The following is a 23,716-nucleotide window of genomic DNA, read 5'->3' as shown; positions in this document are numbered from 1 at the left end:
AAAATGTGGGAGGGGGCTTGCTCCCTCCCACATTTGGAACTACACGAGCCTTGAGATCTACGCCAGACCGGCCTCTGTAGTCGGCACAATCAGAATCCCCGCCCGCAAGCCGTTCTTGACCTTCGGGTTGGGGAAGATGATGCGTGCGCCCTCCTCCTCGATCACCCAGCGGGTCTTCGCCACGTCTTCGGCCAGCAAATAGCCCTTTTCCAATTCCGAAAAGTTTTCCACGTCTGCCGGTAGGTGCAGCAGGAAGGCGTCGCTGTGCTTGATCACCTCCCGCGCAACGGCAAACAGCTTCAGACCGTCGAGGCTGTCAGCCTCAGGCTCGGTGCCTTCGATGATCTGCTTCAGGCGCAGCTCCAGGCGCGACACATCCACCCCCTGGTTCTGCCCGAACGGCCGGGCCTTGCCCAGTTCCAGGGTGAAGGCCTCGGCGTCCAACTGCTCGTAGGTAAAAGCCGAGAAGGTGATCGAGGCCTTGTTCTGCATCAGCACCGCTTCCATGCCGGCGGCGCGCAGGCGCGAAAGCTCACGACGCGAGTGCTGGCGCCCTTCCTTCCAGGGGTACAGGGCGAACTGCTCGATCTTCGAGCCGCGGATGGCCGTGTGCAGGTCGTAATGCAGGCGCGAACGGCCAGGCTGGCTGAAAAAGCTGCGGGCCAGTTGCTCCAGTTCGGCGGCGCGCATGGCTTCGGGGCCGATGTTGCTTTCATGACGGCCGTTGAACAGCCGGTTGATGTCCAGTTCGAGATAACGCTCGCCGCGGCGCATGGCCTCGGGGTTGCCGAACAGGAACAGAATACGGGTGCGGGGCTTGATCTCCCCACGGGCGATGCCATGCAACAGGCGGTCGAGCAGTTCGATCGGCGCGGTTTCGTTGCCATGGATGCCGGACGACAGCAGCAGGTCGCCGCCGTTGTCCCGAGCCTGCGGCGGGCGCACTTCAAGCGCACCCTCGCTGAGCCAGCGCATCTGCACGCCGTCGACAGTCAGTTGAATTTTTTGCGCCGGTTCGCGACCGGCGAGGGTCAGTTCAAGCAGTTTGCCGAGGGCGAGCATACGCAGCTTCCTTAGTGGTTGCAGCCTGGGCCGTGGACGTGATCGTCGTCATCACCTTCGACGTCGGCCGGTTCCATTTCCAGTTGCAGGCTCATCAGGTTGGTGGCCAGTGGGCGCATCAGCAGGTTGGCGTACTCGGCATCGCCTTCTTCCACATCCACGCCGATCAGCAGTTGGCCGCGGCCGTCGTGCTGGATCCAGATCTCCTTGCCCTGCCAGACCACGGCGACGCGGGTGCAGGAGGTTTCCAACTGGGTGCCGTCGGTGTCTTCAAGGATAAGTTGCAGGGTGTCGGTCATAAATAAAAGCTCTCAGCCGTGCGGCATTAATTGATCTGGAAAGGATAAACCGAGCCCAGTTTAAGGATTTGCGTCAGTTCATCCAGTGCCGTCCGGCACTCAAGCAGCAATTGCGGGTCAGCCAGGTCGGTTTCACGCAGGCTGTCGCGGTAGTGCTTGTGGACCCACTGGGTCAGCGTGTCGTACAACGGCGCGGTCATGATAACCCCTGGGTTCACGGCCGCCAGTTCAGTTTCGTTCAGCGCCACGCGCAAGCGCAGGCACGCCGGGCCACCACCGTTCTGCATGCTTTGCTTGAGGTCGAACACCTTCACTTCGCGGATCAGCCCACCGGAGGCGGTGAGGCCTTGCAGGTAGTGCCACACACGTTCGTTGGCACGGCATTCCTCCGGCACGATCAACAGCATCGAGCCGTCCGGGCGGGTCAGCAATTGGCTGTTGAACAGGTAGGAACGCACCGCGTCCTCGACGCTGACCTGCGCACGTGGCACGCACACCGACTGGAAGTTGCCGCCCAGCTTGCCCAACTTGCCTTGCAGCTCGGCGAGCATCGGTTCGGTATTGAGGAACGCATCCTCGTGATAGAACAGCACTTCGCCATTGCCCACCGCGATCACGTCGTTATGGAACACGCCGGCATCGATCACCGCCGGGTTCTGCTGGGCATAGACCACGCCTTCGTCCTTCAGGCCGTGCAGGCGTGCAACGGCCTGGGACGCTTCGAGGGTCTGGCGCGCCGGGTATTTCTGCGGCGCGGGGTAACGCGGGTCGAATGCACTGCGCCCGAACACAAAAAACTCCACGCCCGCCTCGCCGTATTCACGGCAGAAACGCGTGTGGTTGGCCGCGCCTTCGTCGCCGAACTGCGCCACAGCCGGCAACGCGGCGTGGTGGGCGAAGTGCTTGCCATCGGCAAACATCGCCCCCAGCACGCGGCTGGTGGTCGGATGCTCGATGCTGCGGTGGTATTTGCAGTTGAGGTTGGCGGCGGTGAAGTGCACGCGGCCGTCAGACGTGTCGGCGCTCGGGCTGACGGTGGCGGCGTTGGCCACCCACATGCTTGATGCCGAGCAACTGGCCACCAGCAACGGCATGGCTTGCCTGGCCGCCTGCTCGATCACCTGGGCATCAGTGCCACCGAAACCGAGGCTGCGCAAAGCGGCTACGTCCGGGCGTTCCTGCGGTGCAAGCACGCCTTGCACAAACCCCATGTCCATCAGGGCTTTCATTTTTTGCAGGCCCTGCAACGCGGCTTCCTTGGGGTTGGAATGCTGCTGGCTGTTGCTCTGGGACGCGACGTTGCCGAAGGACAAACCGCCATAGTTATGGGTCGGCCCCACTAGACCGTCAAAATTGACTTCATAGGATTTCATCGGCGAGGCTCCACGAACATCTGTTTTTATAAGGCAGCAAAAGTCTTTAAAACACCATAAATCCAGTGTGGGAGGGGGCTTGCTCCCGATAGCAGTCTGTCAGTTATGAATCAGGTGACTGACACACCGCTATCGGGAGCAAGCCCCCTCCCACATTCAGATCAGTGTTATGCCGGGGGTCAGCGTGGCCGGCACCACCAGGCTCGGGGTCTCCAGCGACGCCACCGGGTACGCGCAATAATCCGCCGCGTAATACGCACTGGCGCGATGGTTGCCCGAAGCCCCTACCCCACCGAATGGCGCGGTGCTGGCGGCGCCGGTCAGTTGTTTGTTCCAGTTGACGATACCGGCGCGACTTTGCAGCCAGAACTGCTGGTAACGCGCTTCGGAATCCGACAGCAAACCGGCAGCCAGGCCGTACTGGGTGTTGTTGGCCTCGGTGATCGCCGCTTCGAAATCAACGTAGCGAATCACCTGCAGCAGCGGGCCGAACAGTTCTTCGTCTTCGCGCTCGGTGACGCCGGTCACATCAATGATGCCGGGGGTCAGCAACGCCGCCTGATCCTGCGGCTGGGTCATTTCAAGCAGCGCCACGGCGCCGTTGGCCAGCATCAACTCCTGGGCTTGCATCAAGGCCTTGGCCGCGCCGAGGGAAATCACCGAGCCCATGAACGGCGCCGGTTGTTGATCGAAGGCGCCCACCTCAATCGTGGCGCTGACCGCCACCAGGCGCGCCAGCAACGCATCGCCCCAGGCACCTTGCGGCACCAACAGGCGACGGGCACAGGTGCAGCGCTGGCCGGCCGAGATAAACGCCGATTGGATAATCGTGTAAACCGCCGCATCCACGTCGGCCACTTCGTCGACCACCAGCGGGTTGTTGCCCCCCATTTCCAGCGCCAGGATCTTGTCCGGACGCCCGGAGAACTGCTGGTGCAGGTGATTGCCGGTGCGGCTGGAACCGGTGAAGAACAAACCGTCGATGCCTGGGTTGGCCGCCAACGCGATGCCGGTCTCCCGCGCGCCTTGCAGCAGGTTCAGCACGCCCGCCGGCAAGCCGGCTTCGATCCAGCATTGCACGGTCAGCTCGGCGACTTTGGGGGTCAGTTCGCTCGGCTTGAACAACACGGTGTTACCCGCCAGCAAGGCCGGGACGATATGCCCGTTGGGCAAGTGCCCAGGGAAGTTGTAGGGGCCGAACACCGCCACCACGCCGTGAGGTTTGTGGCGCAATACGGCGGTGGCGTCGCCCAGGGGGCCGCTCTTCTCGCCAGTACGTTCACGGTAGCTTTGCACGGAGATGGCGATCTTGTTGGCCATGCTGGTGACTTCGGTGGCCGATTCCCACAGCGGCTTGCCGGTTTCCTCACCGATGCAGCGGGCGATTTCATCAGCGCGGCGTTTCAGGATACTGGCGAAGGCTTCCAGCACGCCGATGCGCTCTTCCAACGAGCGCTGGGCCCACGCCGGGAACGCCTGGCGCGCGGCCTGCACGGCGGATTCAACCTGCTCGACGCTGGCGCCATTGCCGGCCCACAACACCTGTTGGGTTACCGGGTTACGCGATTCAAATAGCTCACCCTGGCCAGCCAGCCAGCTCCCTGCGATATACAACGAATTCATTATTTCGACTCCCGAGCAGCGGACAACGGTACAGCGCGCACTTGATCACCCACCACCAGTTGCAGGCGTTTGGCGGTCTGCGGATCAACCACCAGGGTGCCGGCGGCAAGGCGCGCCGGTGCGGCGGTGATGCGGCAATCTTCGCGCTTGCGGTTATGGATCAGGAACGGCGTGGCGTCGTCCCCCGGCGTGCCAATGGCCAGCACCAGCGACTGGCTGTCGCGCACCGCACGGATCTTGGCGGTTTCGCACTCCACCGCCGGGCCGGCGTCAAAGATGTCGACATAGCCCTGGTAGCTGAAACCTTCGCTCTTGAGCATGCTCAGCGCCGGCTCGGTGTCTGGATGCACCTTGCCGATCACGTTGCGCGCATCCTCGGACAGGAAGCAGCTGTACAACGGAAACTTCGGCATCAGCTCGGCGATAAACGCCTTGTTCCCCACGCCGGTGAGATAGTCGGCCTGGCTGAATTCCATCTTGAAAAAGTGCCGGCCCAGGCTTTCCCAGAACGGCGAACGCCCGGCCTCGTTGGACACGCCGCGCATCTCGGCGATGATCTTGTTACCGAACAGCTGCGGGAATTCGGCGATAAACAGCAGGCGCGCCTTGGCCAGCATGCGACCGTTGAGGCCGTTGCGGTAATCGGCGTGCAAAAACAACGAACACAGCTCGGAATTGCCGGTGAGGTCGTTGGCCAGGAACAGCGTCGGGATCTCGCGGTAGATGTTCAGCTCCTGGGAGGCGCTGACCGTCAGGCCGACCCGGAAGTTGTACCAAGGTTCACGTAGTCCAACGGCACCGGCGATGGCGGAAATACCCACCACGCGGCCTTCATCGTTTTCCAGCACGAACAGGTAGTCCGCGTCGCCGCGCCCGGCGTCGCCGCGAAAGGTTTTTTCGGCCCAGCCAACCCGGTGGGTCAGGCGCTCTTCGTTGGCCGGCAAGGTGGTCAAGCCGGTGCCGGTGCTGCGCGCCAGATCAATCAGGGCCGGTAAATCGCTGCTGCGTACGGGACGAACGATCATGCTATCTCCTCAGACGGGCCGCTTTGCAGCCACCCGCGAAACTCTGTTTTATACCGGCTCTCAAACTGCAACAAGACGCACGCTGGCGCCTTCGCCAACGCCCAGCGCTTCAGCCGCCGCCAGGTCCAGGGTCACCGGCTTGCCGGGGGCGTAGTCCAGTTCCAGCATCACCGCGCGGTAATCCTGCAATTGCGCGTTGCTCACCAGGTACTGGCGGCCGACACCCTTGGCCATCTCACCGATCTTCACCGGCACCACGCGGCTCTGGGCGATCGAGCGAATGCCCGAAACCCGTGCATGCAGCGTCGGGCCGCCATCGAAGATGTCGATGTAATGGTCGGTCTCGAAGCCTTCGCGCATGAGGATGTCGAAGGTGATCTGCGCACGCGGGTGCACCTGGCCCATGGCTTCCTGGGCTTCGTCCGGCAGCAGCGGCACGTAGATCGGGTAATGCGGCATCAGTTCGGCGAGAAAGGTGCGGCTCTTCAGCCCGCACAAGCGCTCGGCGGCGGCGTAGTTGAGGTCGAAGAAGTTGCGGCCGATGGCGTCCCAGAACGGCGAATCACCGTTCTCGTCGCTGTAGCCGACGATCTCGGTCACCACCGAGTCGGCAAAGCGCTCGGGGTGGCTGGCGACGAACAACAGACGGCCACGGGAGTTGAGTTCCGACCACGGCGAACCGACCAGCGCAGGCTTCACATAGAAACTGGTAAGCAGGCTGTTGCCGGTGAGATCGTGGCACTGGGAAAGCACATGGATCTTGTTGTGGATCTTCAGCTCGCGGGAGGCGTGCACAAAGGTTTCGTTACGGAAACTGTAAAAGGGCTCCGAGTAGCCGGCCGAGGCGACGATGGCCGAACAACCGGCGAGCTGGCCGGTCTCGGTGTCTTCGAGTACGAAGAAATAGCTTTCTTCACCGTTGAAACTCACCTCGGCCGCGAAGGACGCTTCGCTGGCGGCGATCTTGTCGCTCAGGCGTTCCACATCGTCCGGCAAGGAAGTGACACCAATCGGGCTGTCCGCAGCCAGACGCTGTACCTCGCCCAGATCAGCCATTTGCGCGGGGCGCATCACCAGCATGGTGTCACTCCTTAACTCGAAAAACTCATAGGAAAAAATACCAGGCACAGTCCAGAAACCAGTGACGTCCGGTGTGGGAGGGGGCTTGCTCCCGATGGCAGTGTGTCAGTTGATGAATGAATTCACTGACACACCGCCATCGGGAGCAAGTCGAATCGTCGCACCGCCCCTCCCACATTTGGATCTTCACCGCTCCAACTGACGGGCCCGGCATAAAAATTTGGGTTCGATGCTCAATCGCGCGGGCATCGAACGGTCCATCATGCTTGCGTCAGTGTTTTTACAGCCCGCTCAAAACGATCCAGGCCTTCATTGATGTCCGCTTCGTCCACCACCAGGCTCGGGGCAAAACGCACCACGTCGGGGCCGGCTTGCAGGATCATCAGGTTTTCTTTTTCGGCCGCGTTGAACACGTCCTTGGCCTTGCCTTTGAACGCGTCGCTGAGCACGCAACCGATCAACAGGCCCATGCCGCGCACTTGGGTGAAGATGCCGTATTGCGTGCCGATCCGCTCCAGGCGCGCCTTGAACTGTTCATGCCTGGTCTTGACGCCGGCCAGCACCTCGGGTGTGTTGATCACGTCGATCACCGCCTCAGCCACCGCGCACGCCAGCGGGTTGCCGCCGTAGGTGGTGCCGTGAGTGCCGACCACCAGGTGCTTGGCCAGCGCTTCAGTCGTCAGCATGGCCGCGATCGGGAAACCGCCGCCCAGGCTCTTGGCGCTGGTGAGGATGTCCGGCACGACGCCGTAGTGCTGGTAGGCAAACAGGTGGCCGCTGCGGCCCATGCCGGTTTGCACTTCGTCGAATACCAGCAGCGCGTCGTTGGCGTCGCACAGCTCGCGGGCCCCTTGCAGGTAAGCCAGTTCGGCCGGCAGTACACCGCCTTCGCCCTGGATCGGTTCCAGCACCACCGCGCAGGTCTTGCCCGACACGGCGGCTTTCAGCGCCGCCAGGTCGTTATAAGGCACGTGGGTGATGCCGGTAATTTTAGGCCCGAAGCCATCGGAGTACTTGGACTGGCCACCGACGTTGACGGTGAACAGGGTACGGCCGTGGAAGCTGTTCAGTGCGGCGATGATTTCGTACTTTTCACTGCCGAAACGGTCGAACGCCACGCGACGGGCCAGCTTGAACGCGGCCTCGTTGGCTTCGGCGCCGGAGTTGCAGAAGAACACGCGCTCGGCAAAGGTGGCGTCGATCAATTTATGCGCCAGGCGCAGGGCCGGCTCATTGGTGAAGACGTTGGAGACATGCCACAGCTTGTTGGCCTGTTCGGTCAGCGCACCGACCAGCGCCGGGTGGGCGTGGCCCAACACGTTGACCGCGATGCCGCCGGCAAAGTCGATCAGCTCGCGACCCGCCTGGTCCCATACGCGGGACCCTGCGCCACGCACAGGTATGAACGCGGCAGGTGCGTAGTTGGGAACCATGACCTGGTCGAAATCGGCACGTTGCACCGGGGCTTGCTCAACGGACATCGGAGTCTCCTGAAGAGGAACGCCTGCCTGGAACTGGCGGGCGATGCAGGGATTGTAAGGACAGTTTTCAGCGCGGCCTTGCCGCCAAGCGACAACTTCTTATAGCGCCAACCCGCGTTTTTGGCGGGTTTACGCCAATGCGACAAATAGCGTCGCAAAGGCGCAGTTTAAACCGTGCAGGGCCCGAGAGGCAGAGGCATGCACGGCTGATTTGCCGCCACGCGCTAACTATCTGAAGCCTGAACGAACCCAAAGCCTGTTTTGATCTCGGTGACTCAATTCACTGAAGGATCAGCCACATGGCTTCCGCTGTCATTCAAAGCGTTATCCAGGCCACACGCATCGCGCCCGCCGGTGTACACACAACGCTGCCAAGCTGGCTGGGAAACGCCTCAGCCGCCAAGCGCCAGGCATTAAAAGCCACACCGATGGTATTTGCCGACTGGCATGCCACCACCAGCCGCGAACGGCAGGCGCCGCTCAAACTGGCGCTGGCGACGAACTGGAACGCGCACAATCAGGTGGACAGCGCCCTGGCGACACTCCAGACCCCGCAACAGTTCGCCGCGCCCCTGCTGCTGCAAGCGCTCAAGCAACGGTTCGGCCTGGACGCCGATGTAACGACCACCTACCTGCGCCTGTACACACCGCTGACGACCCCGCTGCTGCCCGTGCCGACCGGCGGCGCGAAAGTCTGGACCGTGTCGCTGCTTTCGGCCGCCCTGCATAACTTCGACGCGGCCGAAAGCCAGCCGCACGCTTACACAAACGACTCAACCTTTATCACCCAACCCAGCGCCACCGGGCAGTTCGACACGTTGCCCTCGTTCGCCGGCAAGGTCAGCATCCGACAGTTCATCCAGCTGTGCCGCGAGCTGGATATCGGCGCGCGCTACCAACGCTACCTCAAGCGCTTTTTCGGCTTCGAAGACGCCACCGTCAAGGCCACCCTGCGCGACACGCTGATCCAAAGCCTCAAGGCCGAGGCCAACACCAGCCTGCATATGGCGCGCCTGAAAAAAGACGTGAGCGACGCCGCCTTTTACACCCTTCAGGGCCAACTCGAAGGCCTGCGCGGCATGATGCTGGAAGGCAAATTGCTGCTCAGCCACGACCTGAGCCTGATGGCAGCGCCGCTGACCGGTATCGTGCTGTTCGCCGCCGACCTGGAGGCGCACCACGATTCAACGCCCGTGGTGGCTTACATCCCCGGTGACCCACAGGCGCCGCTCAAGTACTACCCCAACGGCACGGCGTTCATGCTCGACCTCACCTCGAAGCTGCGCAGCGCCGACTACCAGAAGTTCTTCTGCCGCTTCGTCAAACAGGAGCACCGCGGCTATTTTTTCGCCGACCTTAACAATCGCCTGTCGCAAGTGGCCTGGCACAAGCCCAAACCCGGCGACCCACGACCGGCCTGGCGCGAAAAGCCCGTGGCGGAGCCCAACCTGCAGTTTTTCGCCACCAAGATCAGCGGCGGCCTGTACGAACACCTCTACGAAAACAAACTCAACCAGCTGCTCAATGACGCACGCGTGACCGCCGTGTCCAGCGCCGACGCCGATCGCCAGGCGCGCTGGCAACGCTGGAGCATCGTGCAAAAAGTCGCCAAGGCGATTCTCGAAGTGGCGGCCTTTATCGCCACCCCCTTCATACCGCCGCTGGGGGCGTTGATGCTCGGCTATACCGCCTTCCAACTGCTCGACGACACCTTCGAAGGCATCCTCGATTGGGCCGAAGGGCTCAAGCGCCAGGCCTTCGGCCACCTGATGTCGATCCTTGAACAAATGGTGCAACTGGGGATGTTCGCGGTGGGCGCGCCGATTGCCGAAAGCCTGCTACGACAGGCGCTGCCCCAGCCACTGTGGGATTTTTTCGACACGCTTCACCCGGTCAGCGGCGAAGACGGCAAAACCCGCCGTTGGAAGCCTGACCTCACGCCCTACGCCCACGACATCACCCTGGCTGCCGAATCATCTGCCAACCCCGAAGGGCTGCACACCCACCAAGGCAAACAGATCCTGGCGCTCGACGGCAAACACTTCGCCGTTGAGCAACGCACCGGCCACGCATTCATGCAACACCCGACCCGCCCGCACGCCTACCGCCCCCGGATCATGGGCAACGGCGCGGGCGCCTGGGTCACCGAAGTGGATCAGCCTTTGAGCTGGGACCGCGCCACCCTCCTGCGCCGACAAGGCCCACTCGCCGAGCACCTCAGCGACGCACGCCTGGAGGAGGCGCGGCTGATCAGCGGTACCGATGAACCGGCCCTGCGCAAGCAGTTCATGGACCGCCAGCCACCGCCGCCCCTGCTAGCCGACGCACTCAAGCGCGTCACCCTCGACCAACAACTGCAAGACTTCATCGACCAGATGAACAGCGACGACCCTGAGCTGTTTCAAAAAGCCGATTCACAGACCCAACTCTGGTTGCTCAGCAATACGGCCCTGTGGCCTGCATCCAAAACCCTGCGCTTTCTCGACGCCGAAGGCCGCACGTTGTGGGAACTCAAAGGCAAGGAAAACGCCGCAGTGGTGCAGGTCCACCAAGCGCAGTTGAAAAATGGCGACCTGCTCAAGACCCTGCTCGAAACCCTCGACGAACCCGAACGCAAAATCCTACTGGAAGAAGAGTTTGGCGCGGCCGTCACACAGCCCCACGTGCGCGCGGCCATACTGCGCAAACGCCTGGCGCGCAAAGCCGAGGAGAAACGCTTTGCCCTGTTTGACGCGCGTTATCGCAGCCGGGAGGTCACCCACGACCCTCGCGTGCAAAAAATCATCGACACCACGCCCGGCCTACCTACCAGCACCGCCGAAGAGGTGTTGCGCGAAGCGACCGGCCAGGAGCTGCTGGAAATCGACCAGGGCAGCCTGCCCGCAACCTTGACGGAACGTGCACGTTGGGCGGCGCACCAAGTCAGGATCAGCCGCGCCTACGAAGGGCTGTACCTGGACTCGGTGGACAGCAGCGACACCCATCGCCTTGCCCTGCACACCTTGCAAAAGCTGCCGGGCTGGTCGCCCCAGGTGCGCCTGGTCGTCACCGACTACTCGCGCACAGGCCGCGTGCGCGACTCAATCGGCACGCCTCAAGCGCCGATCCAACGTACGTTGGTGCGTACGGCCGAGGGCGCTTACGTTCCAGAAAACGGCGAGGGCACGCTCTTTGGAGAAACCGACTTCTATACAGCGGTGCTCCAGGCACTCCCCGACGCCCAGCGCGACGCGCTGGGCATGCAGATCGGCCAAGGCCGATTGCTGCGCCAGACCTTGCGCCAACACGCGCTGACGCGCGAAGAGGTTGGCACGCTGCTCGCCGAGATGCCCGTGCGCAAGCCTCTTTACGACCCGAAACTGATGCGCCTGCCAGGGGGCATGGAAGGCTATGACCGGACCTCACCCACGCCTGGCCCCAGTGGGCAACCGTCGCTGGAAGATCGGCTGCGCGATCTTTACCCCAGCCTGAACCCGGAAGAAGTGCGCAATGTGCTGGAAGCCATGCGCGCCCAGGCGGGTCCGCCGTTGCTGACGCTGCAATCCGTCAAAAGAGAATTGCTGAGATTGCAAGCCGACCTGGCGACCTGGCTTCACAACACGCCGCAGACGTTCCTCGATACGCAGATCCCCCTGAGCCGCGCGGTGATCACGGCCGAGCGGCACAATCGAGCGCGGTGGGTAGAAGAAATAGTTCACGCCTGGCGCCATGAAACCCCGTCCGATAGCCATTTCCCCAACCCCGATGACAACGGCCTCACGCTGCGCCTCACCCAGCCGATCTATGGCGAACTGCCAAAACTGAGCGCCAACTTCGACCACATCTCCTACCTGGAATTGAACAGCTATGTGTCCACCCGAGGCACACCGGCGTTCCTGGCCCAATTCCCCAAGCTGCGCAGCCTGAATATCCACGGCATAGCCCTGCGAACACTGCCCACCGAGGTAACGTCGCAACCCCATCTCAATGACCTGACACTGCGCAACACGGCCATCAAGTTGACCGCGCAAAGCCGTGAAAACCTGGCCAGCCTGCGCGGGTTAAAGACCCTCGACCTGTCCAGCAACCCGCTGACGCTGGCGCCCAACCTTGAACACATGACCGACTTGCAGCTGCTGAACCTGAGCCACACAGAGATTGCCCAAGCGCCCCAAGGCCTGACGGACCTGCCCCACTTGATCGACGCCAGCCTCAGCGACAACCAGTTTCAAGCACTGCCCGATGCCCTCTTTACGTTGCCGGCCGAACGCGCCAAGGCCTTTGATTTTTCCGGCAACCCGCTCTCGCGGGCCACCCTGGAGCGGGTCAAAACCTATTGCCAGCAAACCGGCGAACACTTCGGCGCGGATGCCGGCCTTGAAGAGCGGCGCCGGGTCCATGAGCTCTACCCTACCTTCACCGACAGGGAGGCCAGCCAATTTATCTTCAAGCTGCCGCGCAGCCTGGACGACGCAATGGCTACCCTCACCGACATGAAAGCGGACTACGAGCGCCTGCAAACAGACCTTGAGCAGTGGGCGGTGGAAGTCCCCGAGCGACACCCCGTCACCCACGCCCCCCTGGACACCCGAACGCGCGCGCAACAGCAAATCACACGGCGGGCGTTCAAGACGTTGCTGCAAGACTGCTGGCGCCGGGAAACCGCCCTGTACGCGGATCATGAGTCGCCGCGAGACACTCACGAACTGGTCAGCACCCACGCGATCCTGGGGGATTTGCCGGCACTGAACGTGAGCTTTAACCATGTCGCGAGGATTGAACTGGTGGGCGAGCACCATACGTCGATCCCGCCGGGCTTCCTCAAGCGCTTCCCTCAGCTTGAAAGCTTGCTGGTGCATCGCTACGCATTGCCGGACATCCCACTGGAGGTGTTCAACCTGGCCAAGCTCAGGTCGCTGAGCCTGACGTTCAGCGGCCTGCGCCTGAGCCCTGCCAGCGCCGACGCGTTAAGCGGCCTGGAGCACCTTAACTACCTGGACCTGAGCGAAAACCCGCTGGGCATTACACCGAACGTACGCTTGATGACCGGGCTCTCAACGCTGATGCTCTCGAATGCCGGGCTTACCGAAGCCCCCGCGGGCGCATTCAACCTGCCGCTGCTCGATCAACTGGATTTGAGCGACAACCAGATCACCGAGCTTCCCAGCGACATTCTTGAAATCACGCCTGACCTGGCCGATGGCTTCGATCTGAATGGCAACCCACTCTCACCCGCGACAATTGCCATGCTGCGCCCTTACTACCGACGCCATGCGGTGGACTTTGGCGTAGTAGAAGTCACGCTGGACCCGCAGATGAACCCGCTTGCTGCGTCACCCGACGTGTCCGAGGAGGAAATGGAACAATAGAGCCTGCGGGTCAACCGCGTTCGGACGGCACCGAGGACAATTCAAAGGGGCTGCTGCTGCGTCGTTGGTTGCGGTCTTCACGCGGCGTGGCGCCGAAAAAGTTGCGGTAGGCACTGGAGAAATGCGGCCCCGAGGAAAAGCCGCAGGAGAGGCCGATCTGGATGATCGACTTGCTGGTTTGCATGAGCATCTGGCGCGCCTTGTTCAGGCGCAGTTCCAGGTAATACTGGCTGGGAACGCGGTTGAGGTACTGCTTGAAGATGCGTTCAAGTTGTCGTCGCGACACGCACACGTGCTGGGCGATTTCGTCGGTGGTCAGCGGTTCTTCGATATTGGCTTCCATCAACAACACCGCCTGGGTCAGCTTCGGGTGGCTGGAACCCAGGCGGTTTTGCAGCGGAATCCGCTGGCGTTCGCCGCCTTCGCGGATGCGCTCCACCACCAGCTCTTCGGACACCGCGCCGGCAAGCTCGGCGCCGTGATCACGGGCAAGTACCGCCAGCAGCAGGTCGAGCACCGACATGCCACCGCAGGCGGTCAAGCGGTCTCGGTCCCAGTCGAACAGATGGCTGGTGGCGATGACCTTGGGGAAGCGCTCGGCGAAATCGTCCTGCCAGCGCCAGTGCACGGCGGCGCGGTAGCCGTCGAGCAGACCGAGTTGGGCCAGTGGATACACGCCTGCCGACAGACCACCGATCACGCAGCCGGCCCGCACAAGTTGCTTGAGGGCACTGCTCAGTTGAGAGGCGATGACGGTGGGCGGTTCGTCAGCCAGCAGGAACAGTTTCTGGAAGCCTTCGAGCTTGCCGGCCCATGGCTCGCCCGGCAGTTGCCAGGCGCCGTCGGTGGCAGGTTCGGCGAGCAGGAACGACAGCTCGTAGACCACATCCGGATGCACCCGCTGAGCAACGCGCAAGGCCTCCTCAGCCAGCGCAAGCGTGAGCGCTTTTGTGCTGGGCCAAATCAGGAAACCAATTTTGTGGGCGGTCATGTGGGAGCTATCCGAAACAAAAACAGTGAAAGAAACTGTGGGGCAATGCTAGCCCGTAAACCAATACAAAGCTCAAAAACAAATCTGGGAGGGGGCTTGCTCCCGATAGCGGTGTACCAGTCAGCACATGTGTATCTGATGGACCGCTATCGGGAGCAAGCCCCCTCCCACCTAAAGCGCCAGCAATTTCAGCAGGGGTGTTATTTCAAGCTGCCGGACAGGAACTGCTGAAGGCGCTCGGACTGTGGATTGACCAGCACTTCCCTCGGGTTGCCGCGCTCTTCAACAATGCCTTTGTGCAGGAACACCAAATGGTTGGACACTTCGCGGGCAAAGCCCATTTCGTGGGTCACCACCACCATGGTGCGGCCTTCCTGAGCCAGGTCCTGCATCACCTTGAGCACCTCGCCAACCAACTCCGGGTCGAGCGCCGAGGTGGGTTCGTCGAACAGCATCACCTCCGGCTCCATCGCCAGGGCACGGGCAATCGCCACGCGCTGCTGCTCGCCGCCGGACATGTGGCCGGGGAACGCATCCTTACGATGCCCAACGCCGACTTTGGCCAGGTAGTGCTCGGCCTTTTCACGGGCTTCTTTCTTCGACACGCCCAGCACATGCACCGGGGCTTCCATCACGTTCTCAACGGCGGTCATATGCGACCACAAGTTGAAATGCTGGAACACCATGGACAAGCGCGAACGCATGCGTTGCAGTTGCTTGGGGTCGGCGGCCTTCAAGGCGCCGTCCTTGTTGGCCACCAGTTTCAGCTCTTCGTTATTGAGCAGGATCTTGCCGGCGTGGGGTTGCTCCAGCAGGTTGATGCAGCGCAAAAAGGTACTTTTGCCCGAACCGCTGGAACCGATGATGCTGATCACATCACCGGCCGCGGCGGCCAGGGACACGCCTTTGAGCACTTCATGACTGCCATAGCGTTTATGCAGGTCTTGGACTTCAAGCTTGTACATGCGGTCGGTTCTCACAAAAACAGGTGGTCAGTCGTTGAGCAAGCGCCCGTGCCGCAGCGCATCGCGCCCCGCCACCTTGGCCAGCCAGAAACCCGCTTGGGCATAACGTAGCCGTTCAACGGCAAACAACACCCCCGAGGTGCCCGCGCAGATGACGCTCACGCGGTCTTCCAGGGGGTCAATCACTTCAAAAATCGCATCGCCCTTCTCAACCCAGTCACCGGCCTTACGCAGGTAACTGATGACCCCGGCGTGGGGGGCGAACAGCAATTGCGTACCTTCGAAAGGCATGCCTTCGCAAGGCTCGAACTGCGGCTCCGGCCATTGACCTTTGATCAGGCCCTGCTCGGCGAGGAATGCGAGGATGCCTTCGGCGTGGAAGATCGCTTCATCCCGGCCGGTATCGGCCTGGCCACCCAATTCCAGGGTCGTCGCCAGGCACGCCAGCGGGATCTGCGCCTCAGGGAACATCCGCGACAGACGCAACCACGGCAACGAGCACGCTTCATCGAACGAGCTGCCGCCGGAATCTTCCGCCAGCAGGCCGACCTTCACGTTCAAATGCGCCGACAGCGAACGCCACTGCGGCCAATGCTGGGGCAACGCGTACATATGCAGCGCGGCCTCGGCGTCGCAGTGCAAGTCGAGCACCACATCGGCGGTGCAGGCGTGGCTCAGCAAGATACGCTGCATGCCTTGCAACTGGCTGCTCGGGGCCGGCAACGCGCTGAGCGCGGCGCTCATGGCCTGACGAATCATGCCCACGTTGGCGTGGGCATCATCGCCCAGCCGGCCTTGCAGCAACGCCGCGACCGGTTCGCTCAATTCGACGAAATCACGGTTGAAATTCTTGCCGCTGCCTACCTCGAAACGCCCTTGGTGGCTGCCTTGCAGCAACTGGCCCAGGCCCATCGGGTTGGCCACCGGTACCAACTCGATTACCCCGTTGAGGGCGCCTTGACGTTCCAGTTCGCCGAGGCGTTTTTTCAGTTCCCAGGCGGCGCGCATGCCGGGCAGTTCATCGGCGTGCAGGCTGGCCTGGATATAGGCCTTGCGCTCGCCACTGCCAAAGCGGAATACGCTCAGTTGGCGTTCGCAGCCCAGATGCCCCCAGGGCAATAGGTGATCGATACGTTCCATATCAATGCTTCCGTGGCGCCAGGTAGCTCAGCCAGCGGCGCTCGGCCAACTTGAACAGGCGTACCAGGATGAAGGTGAGGCACAGGTAGAACACGCCGGCGGTGATGTAGGCCTCGAACGGCAGGTAAAACTGCGCATTCACCGTGCGCGCGGCACCGGTGATGTCGATCAGGGTGACGATGGACGCCAGGCTGGTGGTCTGCAGCATCATGATCACTTCGTTGCTGTACTGCGGCAGCGCGCGGCGCAAGGCCGACGGCAGCAGGATGCGGCGGTACAGCTTATAGCGCGACATGCCCATGGCCTTGGCTGCCTCGATCTCGCCATTGGGCGTGGCCTTGAGGCTGCCGGCGATGATTTCTGCGGTGTAGGCGCTGGTGTTGATCGCAAAGGCCAGGCACGCGCAGAAGGTGGCGCTGGACAGCAGCGGCCACAGGAAGCTCTCGCGTACCGCTTGGAACTGCGCCAGCCCGTAGTAGATCAAAAACAGCTGCACCAGCATCGGCGTGCCGCGGATGATGTAGGTGTAGAGCCACGCCGCGCCGTTGACGATCGGCTGCTTGGACACGCGCATCAAGCCCAGCGGCAAGGCCGCGAGCAGGCCGAAAAACAGCGAAATGGCGAGCAGTTTCAGGGTGGTCAGCAAACCGCCAAGGTACAGCGGCATGGATTCCCAGATGACGTTGTAGTCGAAGATCATAGATCAGCCGCCCTTACGCCTACCGAGTAGCGCTTCTCAAGATGACGCAGGGCCAGCAACGACACGCTGGTGATCACCAGGTACATCGCCGCCACCGCGAGGAAGAAGGTAAAAGGCTCGCGGGTGGCATCTGCCGCCTGCTTGGCCTTGAACATCATGTCTTGCAGGCCCACCACCGAAATCAGCGCAGTGGCCTTGGTGAGTACCAGCCAGTTATTGGTGAACCCAGGGATAGCCAGCCGAATCATCTGCGGCACCATCACCCGGAAAAACACCTGGAAGCTGCTCATGCCATAGGCAAGGCCGGCTTCGGCCTGCCCCTTGGGGATGGCCATGAAGGCACCGCGGAAGGTTTCCGACAGGTAGGCGCCAAAGATGAAACCCAGGGTGCCGATACCGGCGGCCAAGGGGTTCAGGTCGATATAGTCGTCGTAGCCGAGCATCGGCGCGACGCGGTTGAGCAGGTCCTGACCGCCGTAGAAAATCAGCAGGATCAGCACCAGGTCGGGGATCCCGCGGATCACCGTGGAGTACAAGTCACCCAGCCAGGCCAGCCAGCGCACCGGCGACAGGCGTAACGCGACCCCGATCAGACCCAGAACAATGGCCAAGGCCATGGACGACAAGGCGAGCTGAAGCGTCAACCATGCGCCATCGAGGATGACGGCCCCGTAGCCTTTCAACATGATTCAGGTCCTCGAAAAGGGGGATGAAAAAATGGCGCAAACTTCAGAGTGTTCTGTTGCTTGCGCCATTTTGCACAGACAGCCGCGACGATTTACTTGGCGTCAGCGCCGTAGATATCGAAGTCGAAGTACTTGTCCTGGATTTTCTTGTATTCGCCGTTGGCACGGATCGCGGCGATGGCTGCGTTGATGCGGTCCAGGTTTTCCTTGTCGCCCTTGCGTACCGCGATGCCGATGCCGTCGCCGAAGTATTTGGCTTCGGTGAACGACGGGCCTACAAACGCGTAGCCTTTGCCGGCGTCGGTTTTCAGGAAACCGTCCTGCAGCAGGGTAGCGTCAGCCACGGTACCGTCGAGACGACCGGCAGCCACGTCCAGGTAGATTTCGTTCTGGGTGCTGTAACCCTTGATGTCCGCACCTTTTGGCGCCAGGACTTCATGGGCGAAACGGTCATGGATCGAGCCACGCTGTACGCCGATCTTCTTGCCTTTCAACTCATCCAGGCTGTCGCTGACCGCAGTGCCGTCCTTCATCACCAGGCGCGCCGGGCTCAGGTAGTAGCGGTTGGTGAAGTCCACGGACTTCTTGCGGTCGTCGGTAATGGACATGGACGACAGGATCGCGTCGATCTTGCGCACTTTGAGCGCTGGGATCAGGCCATCGAATTCCTGCTCGACCCAGGTGCACTTGACGTCCATCTGCTTGCACAGGGCGTTGCCGATGTCGTAGTCAAAACCGACGATGCTGCCATCCGGCGCCTTCGAGGCAAACGGAGGGTAGGCCGCTTCGATACCAATTTTCAGAGGCTTGCCTTCAGCGAAAGCCTGCATGGACAGCACGGACAGCGCCAGGGCGCCCAACAGCACGAGTTTCTTCATCTTGGGACTCCATCGGTATAGGGCAAAACAGCAGTATGAGCCATGGCCCACGATGCGGCGAAGGTGAAACCGAATAGCGGTGCTGCGTCCTACGCCAGTTCAACACTGGAGACGACGAGCGAGTGATCGGCATTCTAACGACAGGCCGGAAGCCGATATTTCCTCAATGCGACAACAATTTACAGAAGCACCGAGAAAGCGGTTCCAGCTCATTGACAGCCCCTGAATTTTATGCAGAGACAAAAGACACTAAACCTGTAGACGCTGCAAATTGCGGGCCTATTATTCGCAAACCCTTCTAGCACGGCAAGTGTGGCGTTTGATCTTATTTGCGGGGGTGTCTAAAACGCGGTTTTTCGCGGCGCGGGCGTAGCGCTTTGCCTCATGTTTGGGCGCAGGGTTACACATTTGCGCCGCTCGGTAACATTCAGAAACCTCCTACGTGAAAAACCGATATTTATTGGACTGGTCATGAGCCTGACCTGAAATGCAGCCCAAATGCGGAAGGGGGCTTGCTCCCGATTGCAGTGTGTCAGCCAACACCTAGGTCACTGGACCTCCGCTATCGGAGCAAGCTCCCTCCCACAGGGGATCTTCGTGGTTTCGAGAACGCACAAAAAAGCCCCAGCCGGCTCATGCCGAATGGGGCTCTTTGCCACCTAGCCCGCGTTACGCGACGTTCATGGTCTTGTGGGTTTCGATCAAATGCGCCACCACACCTGGGTCGGCCAGGGTGGAGATATCACCCAGCCCGTCGTACTCAGCCGTGGCAATCTTGCGCAGGATGCGGCGCATGATTTTGCCCGAACGGGTCTTCGGCAAGCCCGGCGCCCACTGGATCACATCCGGCGAAGCGATCGGCCCGATCTCCTTGCGTACCCAGTTTTTCAACTCCAGGCGCAGCGCTTCGTTCGGCTCTTCGCCATTTTTAAGGGTGACGTACACATAAATGCCCTGCCCCTTGATGTCGTGTGGCACACCCACCACCGCCGCTTCGGCGACTTTAGGGTGGGCGACCATCGCGCTTTCGATCTCGGCGGTGCCCATGCGGTGGCCGGACACGTTAAGCACGTCGTCCACACGCCCGGTGATCCACCAGTAGCCGTCTTCGTCACGACGCGCACCGTCGCCGGTGAAGTACATGCCGCGGAAGGTCTTGAAGTAAGTGTCCACAAAACGGTCATGATCGCCGTACAGCGTACGCGCCTGGCCTGGCCACGAATCGAGGATCACCAGGTTGCCTTCGGCGGCGCCTTCGATGATGTTGCCCAGGTTGTCCACCAACGCCGGCACCACGCCAAAGAACGGCCGTGCGGCCGAACCCGGCTTGAGCGCATGAGCGCCCGGCAGCGGGCTCATCAGGGTGGCGCCGGTTTCGGTCTGCCACCAGGTATCGACGATCGGGCAACGGGATTGGCCGACGTTCTTGTAGTACCAGTCCCACGCCTCGGGGTTGATCGGCTCACCCACCGAACCCAGCAAGCGCAGGCTGCCGCCATCCACGCCTTCGCAAGCGGCGGTGCCCGAGGCCATCATCGCGCGGATCGCAGTCGGCGCGGTGTAGAGGATGTTGACCTTGTGCTTGTCGACGATCTTGCCCACCCGGGTGATGTCCGGGTAGTTCGGCACGCCTTCGAACAGCAGCGTGGTCGCGCCATTGGCCAGCGGGCCATAGACGATATAGGTGTGGCCGGTGACCCAGCCAACGTCGGCGGTGCACCAGTAGATTTCGCCCGGGCGGTAGTCGAACACGCGCTCGTGGGTCAGGGCTGCGTATAACAGGTAGCCGCCGGTGGTGTGCTGCACGCCTTTAGGCTTGCCGGTGGAACCGGAGGTATAGAGGATGAACAGCGCTTCTTCGGCGCCCATTTCTTTAGGCGCACACACGGTGCCGGCCACTTTCATCAGGTCTTCGTACCAGATGTCGCGATGCTGGTTCCACTTGATCGCGCCATTGGTGCGCTTGCACACGATGACCTTTTGAATGCTGCTGGTTTCCGGGTTGGTCAGGGCGTCATCGACGTTGGCCTTGAGCGGAATTTTCTTACCTGCGCGGATGCCTTCGTCGGCGGTGATCACCACCTTCGACTTACAGTCGATGATACGGCCGGCCAGGGCCTCCGGCGAGAAACCGCCGAACACCACCGAGTGGATCGCACCGATGCGGGTACAGGCCAGCATGGCGACCACGGCTTCGGGGATCATCGGCATGTAGATCGTCACCACGTCGCCGCGGTGCACGTCCTGGCCACGCAGGGCGTTGGCGAACTTGCAGACTTCTTCGTGCAGCTCGCGGTAGGTGATGGTGCGGCTTTCGGCAGGGTCATCACCCTCCCAGATGATCGCCGCCTGATCGCCACGCTCGGCGAGATGACGGTCCAGGCAGTTGTAGGAAACGTTCAGGGTGCCGTCGGCAAACCACTTGATGTCGACATGGTGGTCGTCGAAAGAGGTCTGCTTCACCGCGGTGAAAGGCTTGACCCAGTCAAGACGCTTGGCTTGCTCACGCCAGAAACCATCGGGGTTGACCACCGACTGCTGGTACATGGCCTTGTAGGTCGCCTCATCGGTCAGCGTGTTGGCTGCTACTTCGGGGCGAACGGGGTACAGGGAAGCCGCACTCATCTTTCTTACCTCGGTGACAATAGTTGTTTTTGTATGGCCCTGTTGTAGCCGGGGCCGGCCTATAGAACCATTCGACGATGGTAGTAACAAGCCCCTACAAATTGCCCCGGTATCCAGCTTTGGCGCTCTGGCCCGCGGCCTGCGGCGCTTCGACGGTTTGTGAAAAAACCTTTAACACGGGATTGTTACAAAAACCGCTAAAAGTGTTTATCAAAACCACGGGTATATGAATATAACCCCCACGCCTAAAATCAACTCCGCCAACAAGGCAATCTGATTAACACCGCAACAGCCCCCACGAAGGCAACGTTAATCCGAACTCCCAAACTTCAAGTTACGCACGCGGCCTCACAAGGGCCCCGTGACCCCTTTCGCCCCAAAGAAGGTAAGTAAAGAAATGAAAGTTCTAGTAGCAATGGCCCTCAGCAGCCTGTTTGCCACCACCGTCTTGGCCGACGAAGCCCCGACCGAGCTGGCCGGCCAGAACGCCCCGATTGTTGAGGACTACACCTACAGCACGCACTTGGATGTCGCCAAAGTAGTGTCCATGAGTAATATCCCGGAAGTCTGCGAAGTTGTACCGGTGAAGATGGAATATGAAGACTCGCACGGCCAACGGCATATTCTTAATTATCACGTGATGGGCAATGGTTGCTCCAACGGGTAATGAGTTTTCAAGTTGAATGCTTGCTCGCCGCAAGAAATCGTTCTTGCGGCAAAGGCCCAGCCTCTTTTATCGCCCCAGCCGCGCGACGTTCATAAACCGACGAGCAGGCTTGCCTGTGGTGCGATCATCCGGCAACCCCCAGTACACCACGCCTGTGCATATCAGGCAGAACGGTGCCAGCGCCAACATGCCAAGGTAGGTGTTGCCGCTTACATCGTTGATGTAGCCCACCAGCAACGGCGCGACCATCCCACTGAGCTGCCCCACCGTATTCACGGCGGCAATCCCCCCGGCGATAGCAATGCTGCGGTTGATCGCACTCACCGTTACTTGGTCCGCGCGCGTGGATGACCCCGGCCCACAGTTCGCGCAGGCGCCACACCCGGGCATGATCATTTCGACGCCCAGGCGCTCGAAGGTGGCCAGGTAGCCCTTTTCGATGCAGTAGTCGCGAACTGCCAGCGTGCCATATTGCAGGTAGAGCCGGGTGCGCTCATGCAGGGACAAGCCCTGGGCCTCAGGCGCGAACAGTCGATCGCCAACCGCTCTTTGTACTCGGCCTGCGCATCGCTGAATAACCACCCTTCCAATTCAATAGCCACGCCCCGGCGCTCAAGGATGAAATCGACAGTTTTCTGGTCGGGCTGCACGATACCGGTGAACCCGCCCAGCTCCGCCACCATATTGGTCAACGTGGCCCGCTCATCAATGGACATGGCCCGCACCGCTTCGCCGGTGTACTCGAACACCGCGCCAATCCCATGGCCCTGACGAATGAATGCCAGGCTCAGCAACTGCAGTACCACGTCCTTGGCGGTAACCCCCGGCACAAGCCGGCCATTGAGCTCGACACGGATGATCTCGGGCACCCGGCAACGGATGTAACCCGTGGCCCAACTGTTGGCAATGTCGGTGGCGCCGGCCCCGAAGGCCAGGCAGCCCAGCGCGCCGGAGTGCGGGGAATGTGAGTCGGTACCGACGACGACCTGGCCGGGCATCGCGTACTTCTCGGTCATCAAGGCGTGACAGATACCCTCCGAGCCAGGCCTGTCTTGCAATGCGCCGTGCTCGATCACCGGGTAGCGCCGTACAAACGCGTGATGGGCGCTGGCCAGCCCACCGACCGCAGCGAGCAGGTTGTCTCGCACATGGGCCACACTCTGGCTGGCCAGGATGAGATGGTCTTGAAAAGCAATAATTTCATGGGCACGCACCAGCGCCACATCGTCACCAAAAGCGTCGTGCATCAAGTGCGCGCACATCCCGGTGAAGTAATCGTGGCTAAAACGCCAGTCCGCCGAGATAAATACGCCATCCCCTTTCGCCACCGCCTTATCAGGCCCGAGGCGACGACGCTCGATGATCTTTTCGACCAACGTGAGAGGCCGGCTGCTCGGGAGCGGGTTGAACACGTTGCCATCACGCGACGGCAAGTGGGCTGGATTCGCGCGAAGATCCCTTGCCATAACGCTTGCCTGTCACCGTGACCGTGAACCCGCCCGCCTGAACCGCAAAATTGCCGATCGGGCACACGCCTTCAACCTTGAAGCCCACGTAGGGAAACTCACCCAGCCGCGCGTCATAGGTCATCATGACGACCACGGGCGTGATTTCATCGGTGGAAATATCATCACGCAGTGGCAGCGCAGCGGTCAGCGTGATGTCGTGCCCCTGGAGCTGGGCACGAACGGCCTCGCAGTGGCTGGATAAAAACAGGATGCGTCCTTCAAAGCGCAGGGGTGTTTTAGCCATATGCCCTCTCCTTTTGAGAGC

At 61.4% G+C, this 23,716-nt stretch carries 19 protein-coding genes; 2 read left to right on the top strand and 17 right to left on the bottom strand.

Annotated features, from left to right (window positions below):
• Nucleotides 1–57: 57 nt before the first annotated feature.
• The 7 genes from astE to AB4N98_RS19075 form a co-directional block, all read right to left on the bottom strand.
• Nucleotides 58–1,062 carry a succinylglutamate desuccinylase gene (gene astE / locus AB4N98_RS19105; RefSeq protein ID WP_017529422.1) on the bottom strand — a complete coding sequence of 335 codons (1,005 nt, stop codon included), beginning with the start codon at nt 1,060–1,062 and terminating at the stop codon, nt 58–60.
• Between the two features lie 11 nt (nt 1,063–1,073).
• Complete coding sequence (locus AB4N98_RS19100) at nt 1,074–1,361, bottom strand: hypothetical protein (RefSeq protein WP_017529421.1); 288 nt, start codon at nt 1,359–1,361, stop codon at nt 1,074–1,076.
• Nucleotides 1,362–1,387: 26 nt separating this feature from the next.
• Nucleotides 1,388–2,734, bottom strand: coding sequence for an N-succinylarginine dihydrolase (gene astB, locus AB4N98_RS19095; RefSeq protein ID WP_017529420.1), 1,347 nt, complete (start codon nt 2,732–2,734; stop codon nt 1,388–1,390).
• Between the two features lie 156 nt (nt 2,735–2,890).
• Entirely contained in the window at nt 2,891–4,360 is a 1,470-nt protein-coding gene (astD, locus tag AB4N98_RS19090) for a succinylglutamate-semialdehyde dehydrogenase (protein ID WP_161979904.1), read from the bottom strand.
• Entirely contained in the window at nt 4,357–5,382 is a 1,026-nt protein-coding gene (gene astA / locus AB4N98_RS19085; protein WP_017529418.1) for an arginine N-succinyltransferase, read from the bottom strand. Before astA ends, astD begins: the two co-directional genes overlap by 4 nt.
• Nucleotides 5,383–5,442: 60 nt before the next feature.
• The gene (aruF, locus tag AB4N98_RS19080) at nt 5,443–6,462 is read right to left on the bottom strand and encodes an arginine/ornithine succinyltransferase subunit alpha (protein ID WP_017529417.1); all 1,020 of its coding nucleotides are present in this window, start codon (nt 6,460–6,462) and stop codon (nt 5,443–5,445) included.
• Nucleotides 6,463–6,722: 260 nt separating this feature from the next.
• On the bottom strand, nt 6,723–7,943 hold the full coding sequence (locus AB4N98_RS19075; protein WP_065876830.1) for an aspartate aminotransferase family protein: 1,221 nt from the start codon (nt 7,941–7,943) through the stop codon (nt 6,723–6,725).
• A gap of 299 nt (nt 7,944–8,242) precedes the next feature.
• Here AB4N98_RS19075 and AB4N98_RS19070 point away from each other — a divergent pair, with 299 nt between their 5' ends.
• On the top strand, nt 8,243–13,291 hold the full coding sequence (locus AB4N98_RS19070; RefSeq protein WP_460148864.1) for a dermonecrotic toxin domain-containing protein: 5,049 nt from the start codon (nt 8,243–8,245) through the stop codon (nt 13,289–13,291).
• A 10-nt stretch (nt 13,292–13,301) separates the two neighbouring features.
• Here the strand turns inward: AB4N98_RS19070 and AB4N98_RS19065 are convergent, their stop codons facing one another.
• From AB4N98_RS19065 to acs, 7 genes are all read right to left on the bottom strand, one after another.
• Complete coding sequence (locus AB4N98_RS19065) at nt 13,302–14,282, bottom strand: GlxA family transcriptional regulator (protein ID WP_017529414.1); 981 nt, start codon at nt 14,280–14,282, stop codon at nt 13,302–13,304.
• 200 nt (nt 14,283–14,482) lie between these two features.
• Complete coding sequence (locus AB4N98_RS19060; protein ID WP_460148863.1) at nt 14,483–15,247, bottom strand: ABC transporter ATP-binding protein; 765 nt, start codon at nt 15,245–15,247, stop codon at nt 14,483–14,485.
• Nucleotides 15,248–15,274: 27 nt separating this feature from the next.
• Nucleotides 15,275–16,387 carry a succinylglutamate desuccinylase/aspartoacylase family protein gene (locus AB4N98_RS19055; RefSeq protein WP_017529412.1) on the bottom strand — a complete coding sequence of 371 codons (1,113 nt, stop codon included), beginning with the start codon at nt 16,385–16,387 and terminating at the stop codon, nt 15,275–15,277.
• 1 nt (nt 16,388) lies between these two features.
• Complete coding sequence (locus AB4N98_RS19050; RefSeq protein WP_017529411.1) at nt 16,389–17,087, bottom strand: ABC transporter permease; 699 nt, start codon at nt 17,085–17,087, stop codon at nt 16,389–16,391.
• Nucleotides 17,084–17,773: an ABC transporter permease gene (locus tag AB4N98_RS19045; protein ID WP_010208305.1), complete on the bottom strand. Its 690-nt coding sequence runs from the start codon at nt 17,771–17,773 to the stop codon at nt 17,084–17,086. The genes AB4N98_RS19050 and AB4N98_RS19045 overlap by 4 nt, the downstream gene beginning before the upstream one ends.
• Before the next feature lie 92 nt (nt 17,774–17,865).
• Nucleotides 17,866–18,651 carry an ABC transporter substrate-binding protein gene (locus AB4N98_RS19040; RefSeq protein ID WP_017529410.1) on the bottom strand — a complete coding sequence of 262 codons (786 nt, stop codon included), beginning with the start codon at nt 18,649–18,651 and terminating at the stop codon, nt 17,866–17,868.
• Nucleotides 18,652–19,320: 669 nt separating this feature from the next.
• The gene (acs, locus tag AB4N98_RS19035; RefSeq protein WP_460148862.1) at nt 19,321–21,276 is read right to left on the bottom strand and encodes an acetate--CoA ligase; all 1,956 of its coding nucleotides are present in this window, start codon (nt 21,274–21,276) and stop codon (nt 19,321–19,323) included.
• Nucleotides 21,277–21,673: 397 nt separating this feature from the next.
• Between acs and AB4N98_RS19030 the strand changes: the two genes are divergently transcribed.
• Nucleotides 21,674–21,943, top strand: a complete 270-nt coding sequence (locus tag AB4N98_RS19030) for a DUF2790 domain-containing protein (RefSeq protein ID WP_017529408.1) — start codon at nt 21,674–21,676, stop codon at nt 21,941–21,943.
• A 66-nt stretch (nt 21,944–22,009) separates the two neighbouring features.
• Here the strand turns inward: AB4N98_RS19030 and AB4N98_RS19025 are convergent, their stop codons facing one another.
• The 3 genes from AB4N98_RS19025 to AB4N98_RS19015 are packed head-to-tail and all read right to left on the bottom strand — an operon-like array spanning nt 22,010 to nt 23,695.
• Entirely contained in the window at nt 22,010–22,450 is a 441-nt protein-coding gene (locus AB4N98_RS19025) for an aconitase family protein (protein WP_218062381.1), read from the bottom strand.
• Entirely contained in the window at nt 22,336–23,355 is a 1,020-nt protein-coding gene (locus tag AB4N98_RS19020) for an aconitase family protein (RefSeq protein WP_206665936.1), read from the bottom strand. The genes AB4N98_RS19025 and AB4N98_RS19020 overlap by 115 nt, the downstream gene beginning before the upstream one ends.
• Before the next feature lie 7 nt (nt 23,356–23,362).
• Nucleotides 23,363–23,695, bottom strand: a complete 333-nt coding sequence (locus AB4N98_RS19015) for a 3-isopropylmalate dehydratase small subunit (RefSeq protein ID WP_065876835.1) — start codon at nt 23,693–23,695, stop codon at nt 23,363–23,365.
• Nucleotides 23,696–23,716 lie beyond the last annotated feature (21 nt).

The organism is Pseudomonas sp. S3_E10, from assembly GCF_054667615.1.
This window is presented reverse-complemented; position numbering and strand designations above follow the sequence as displayed.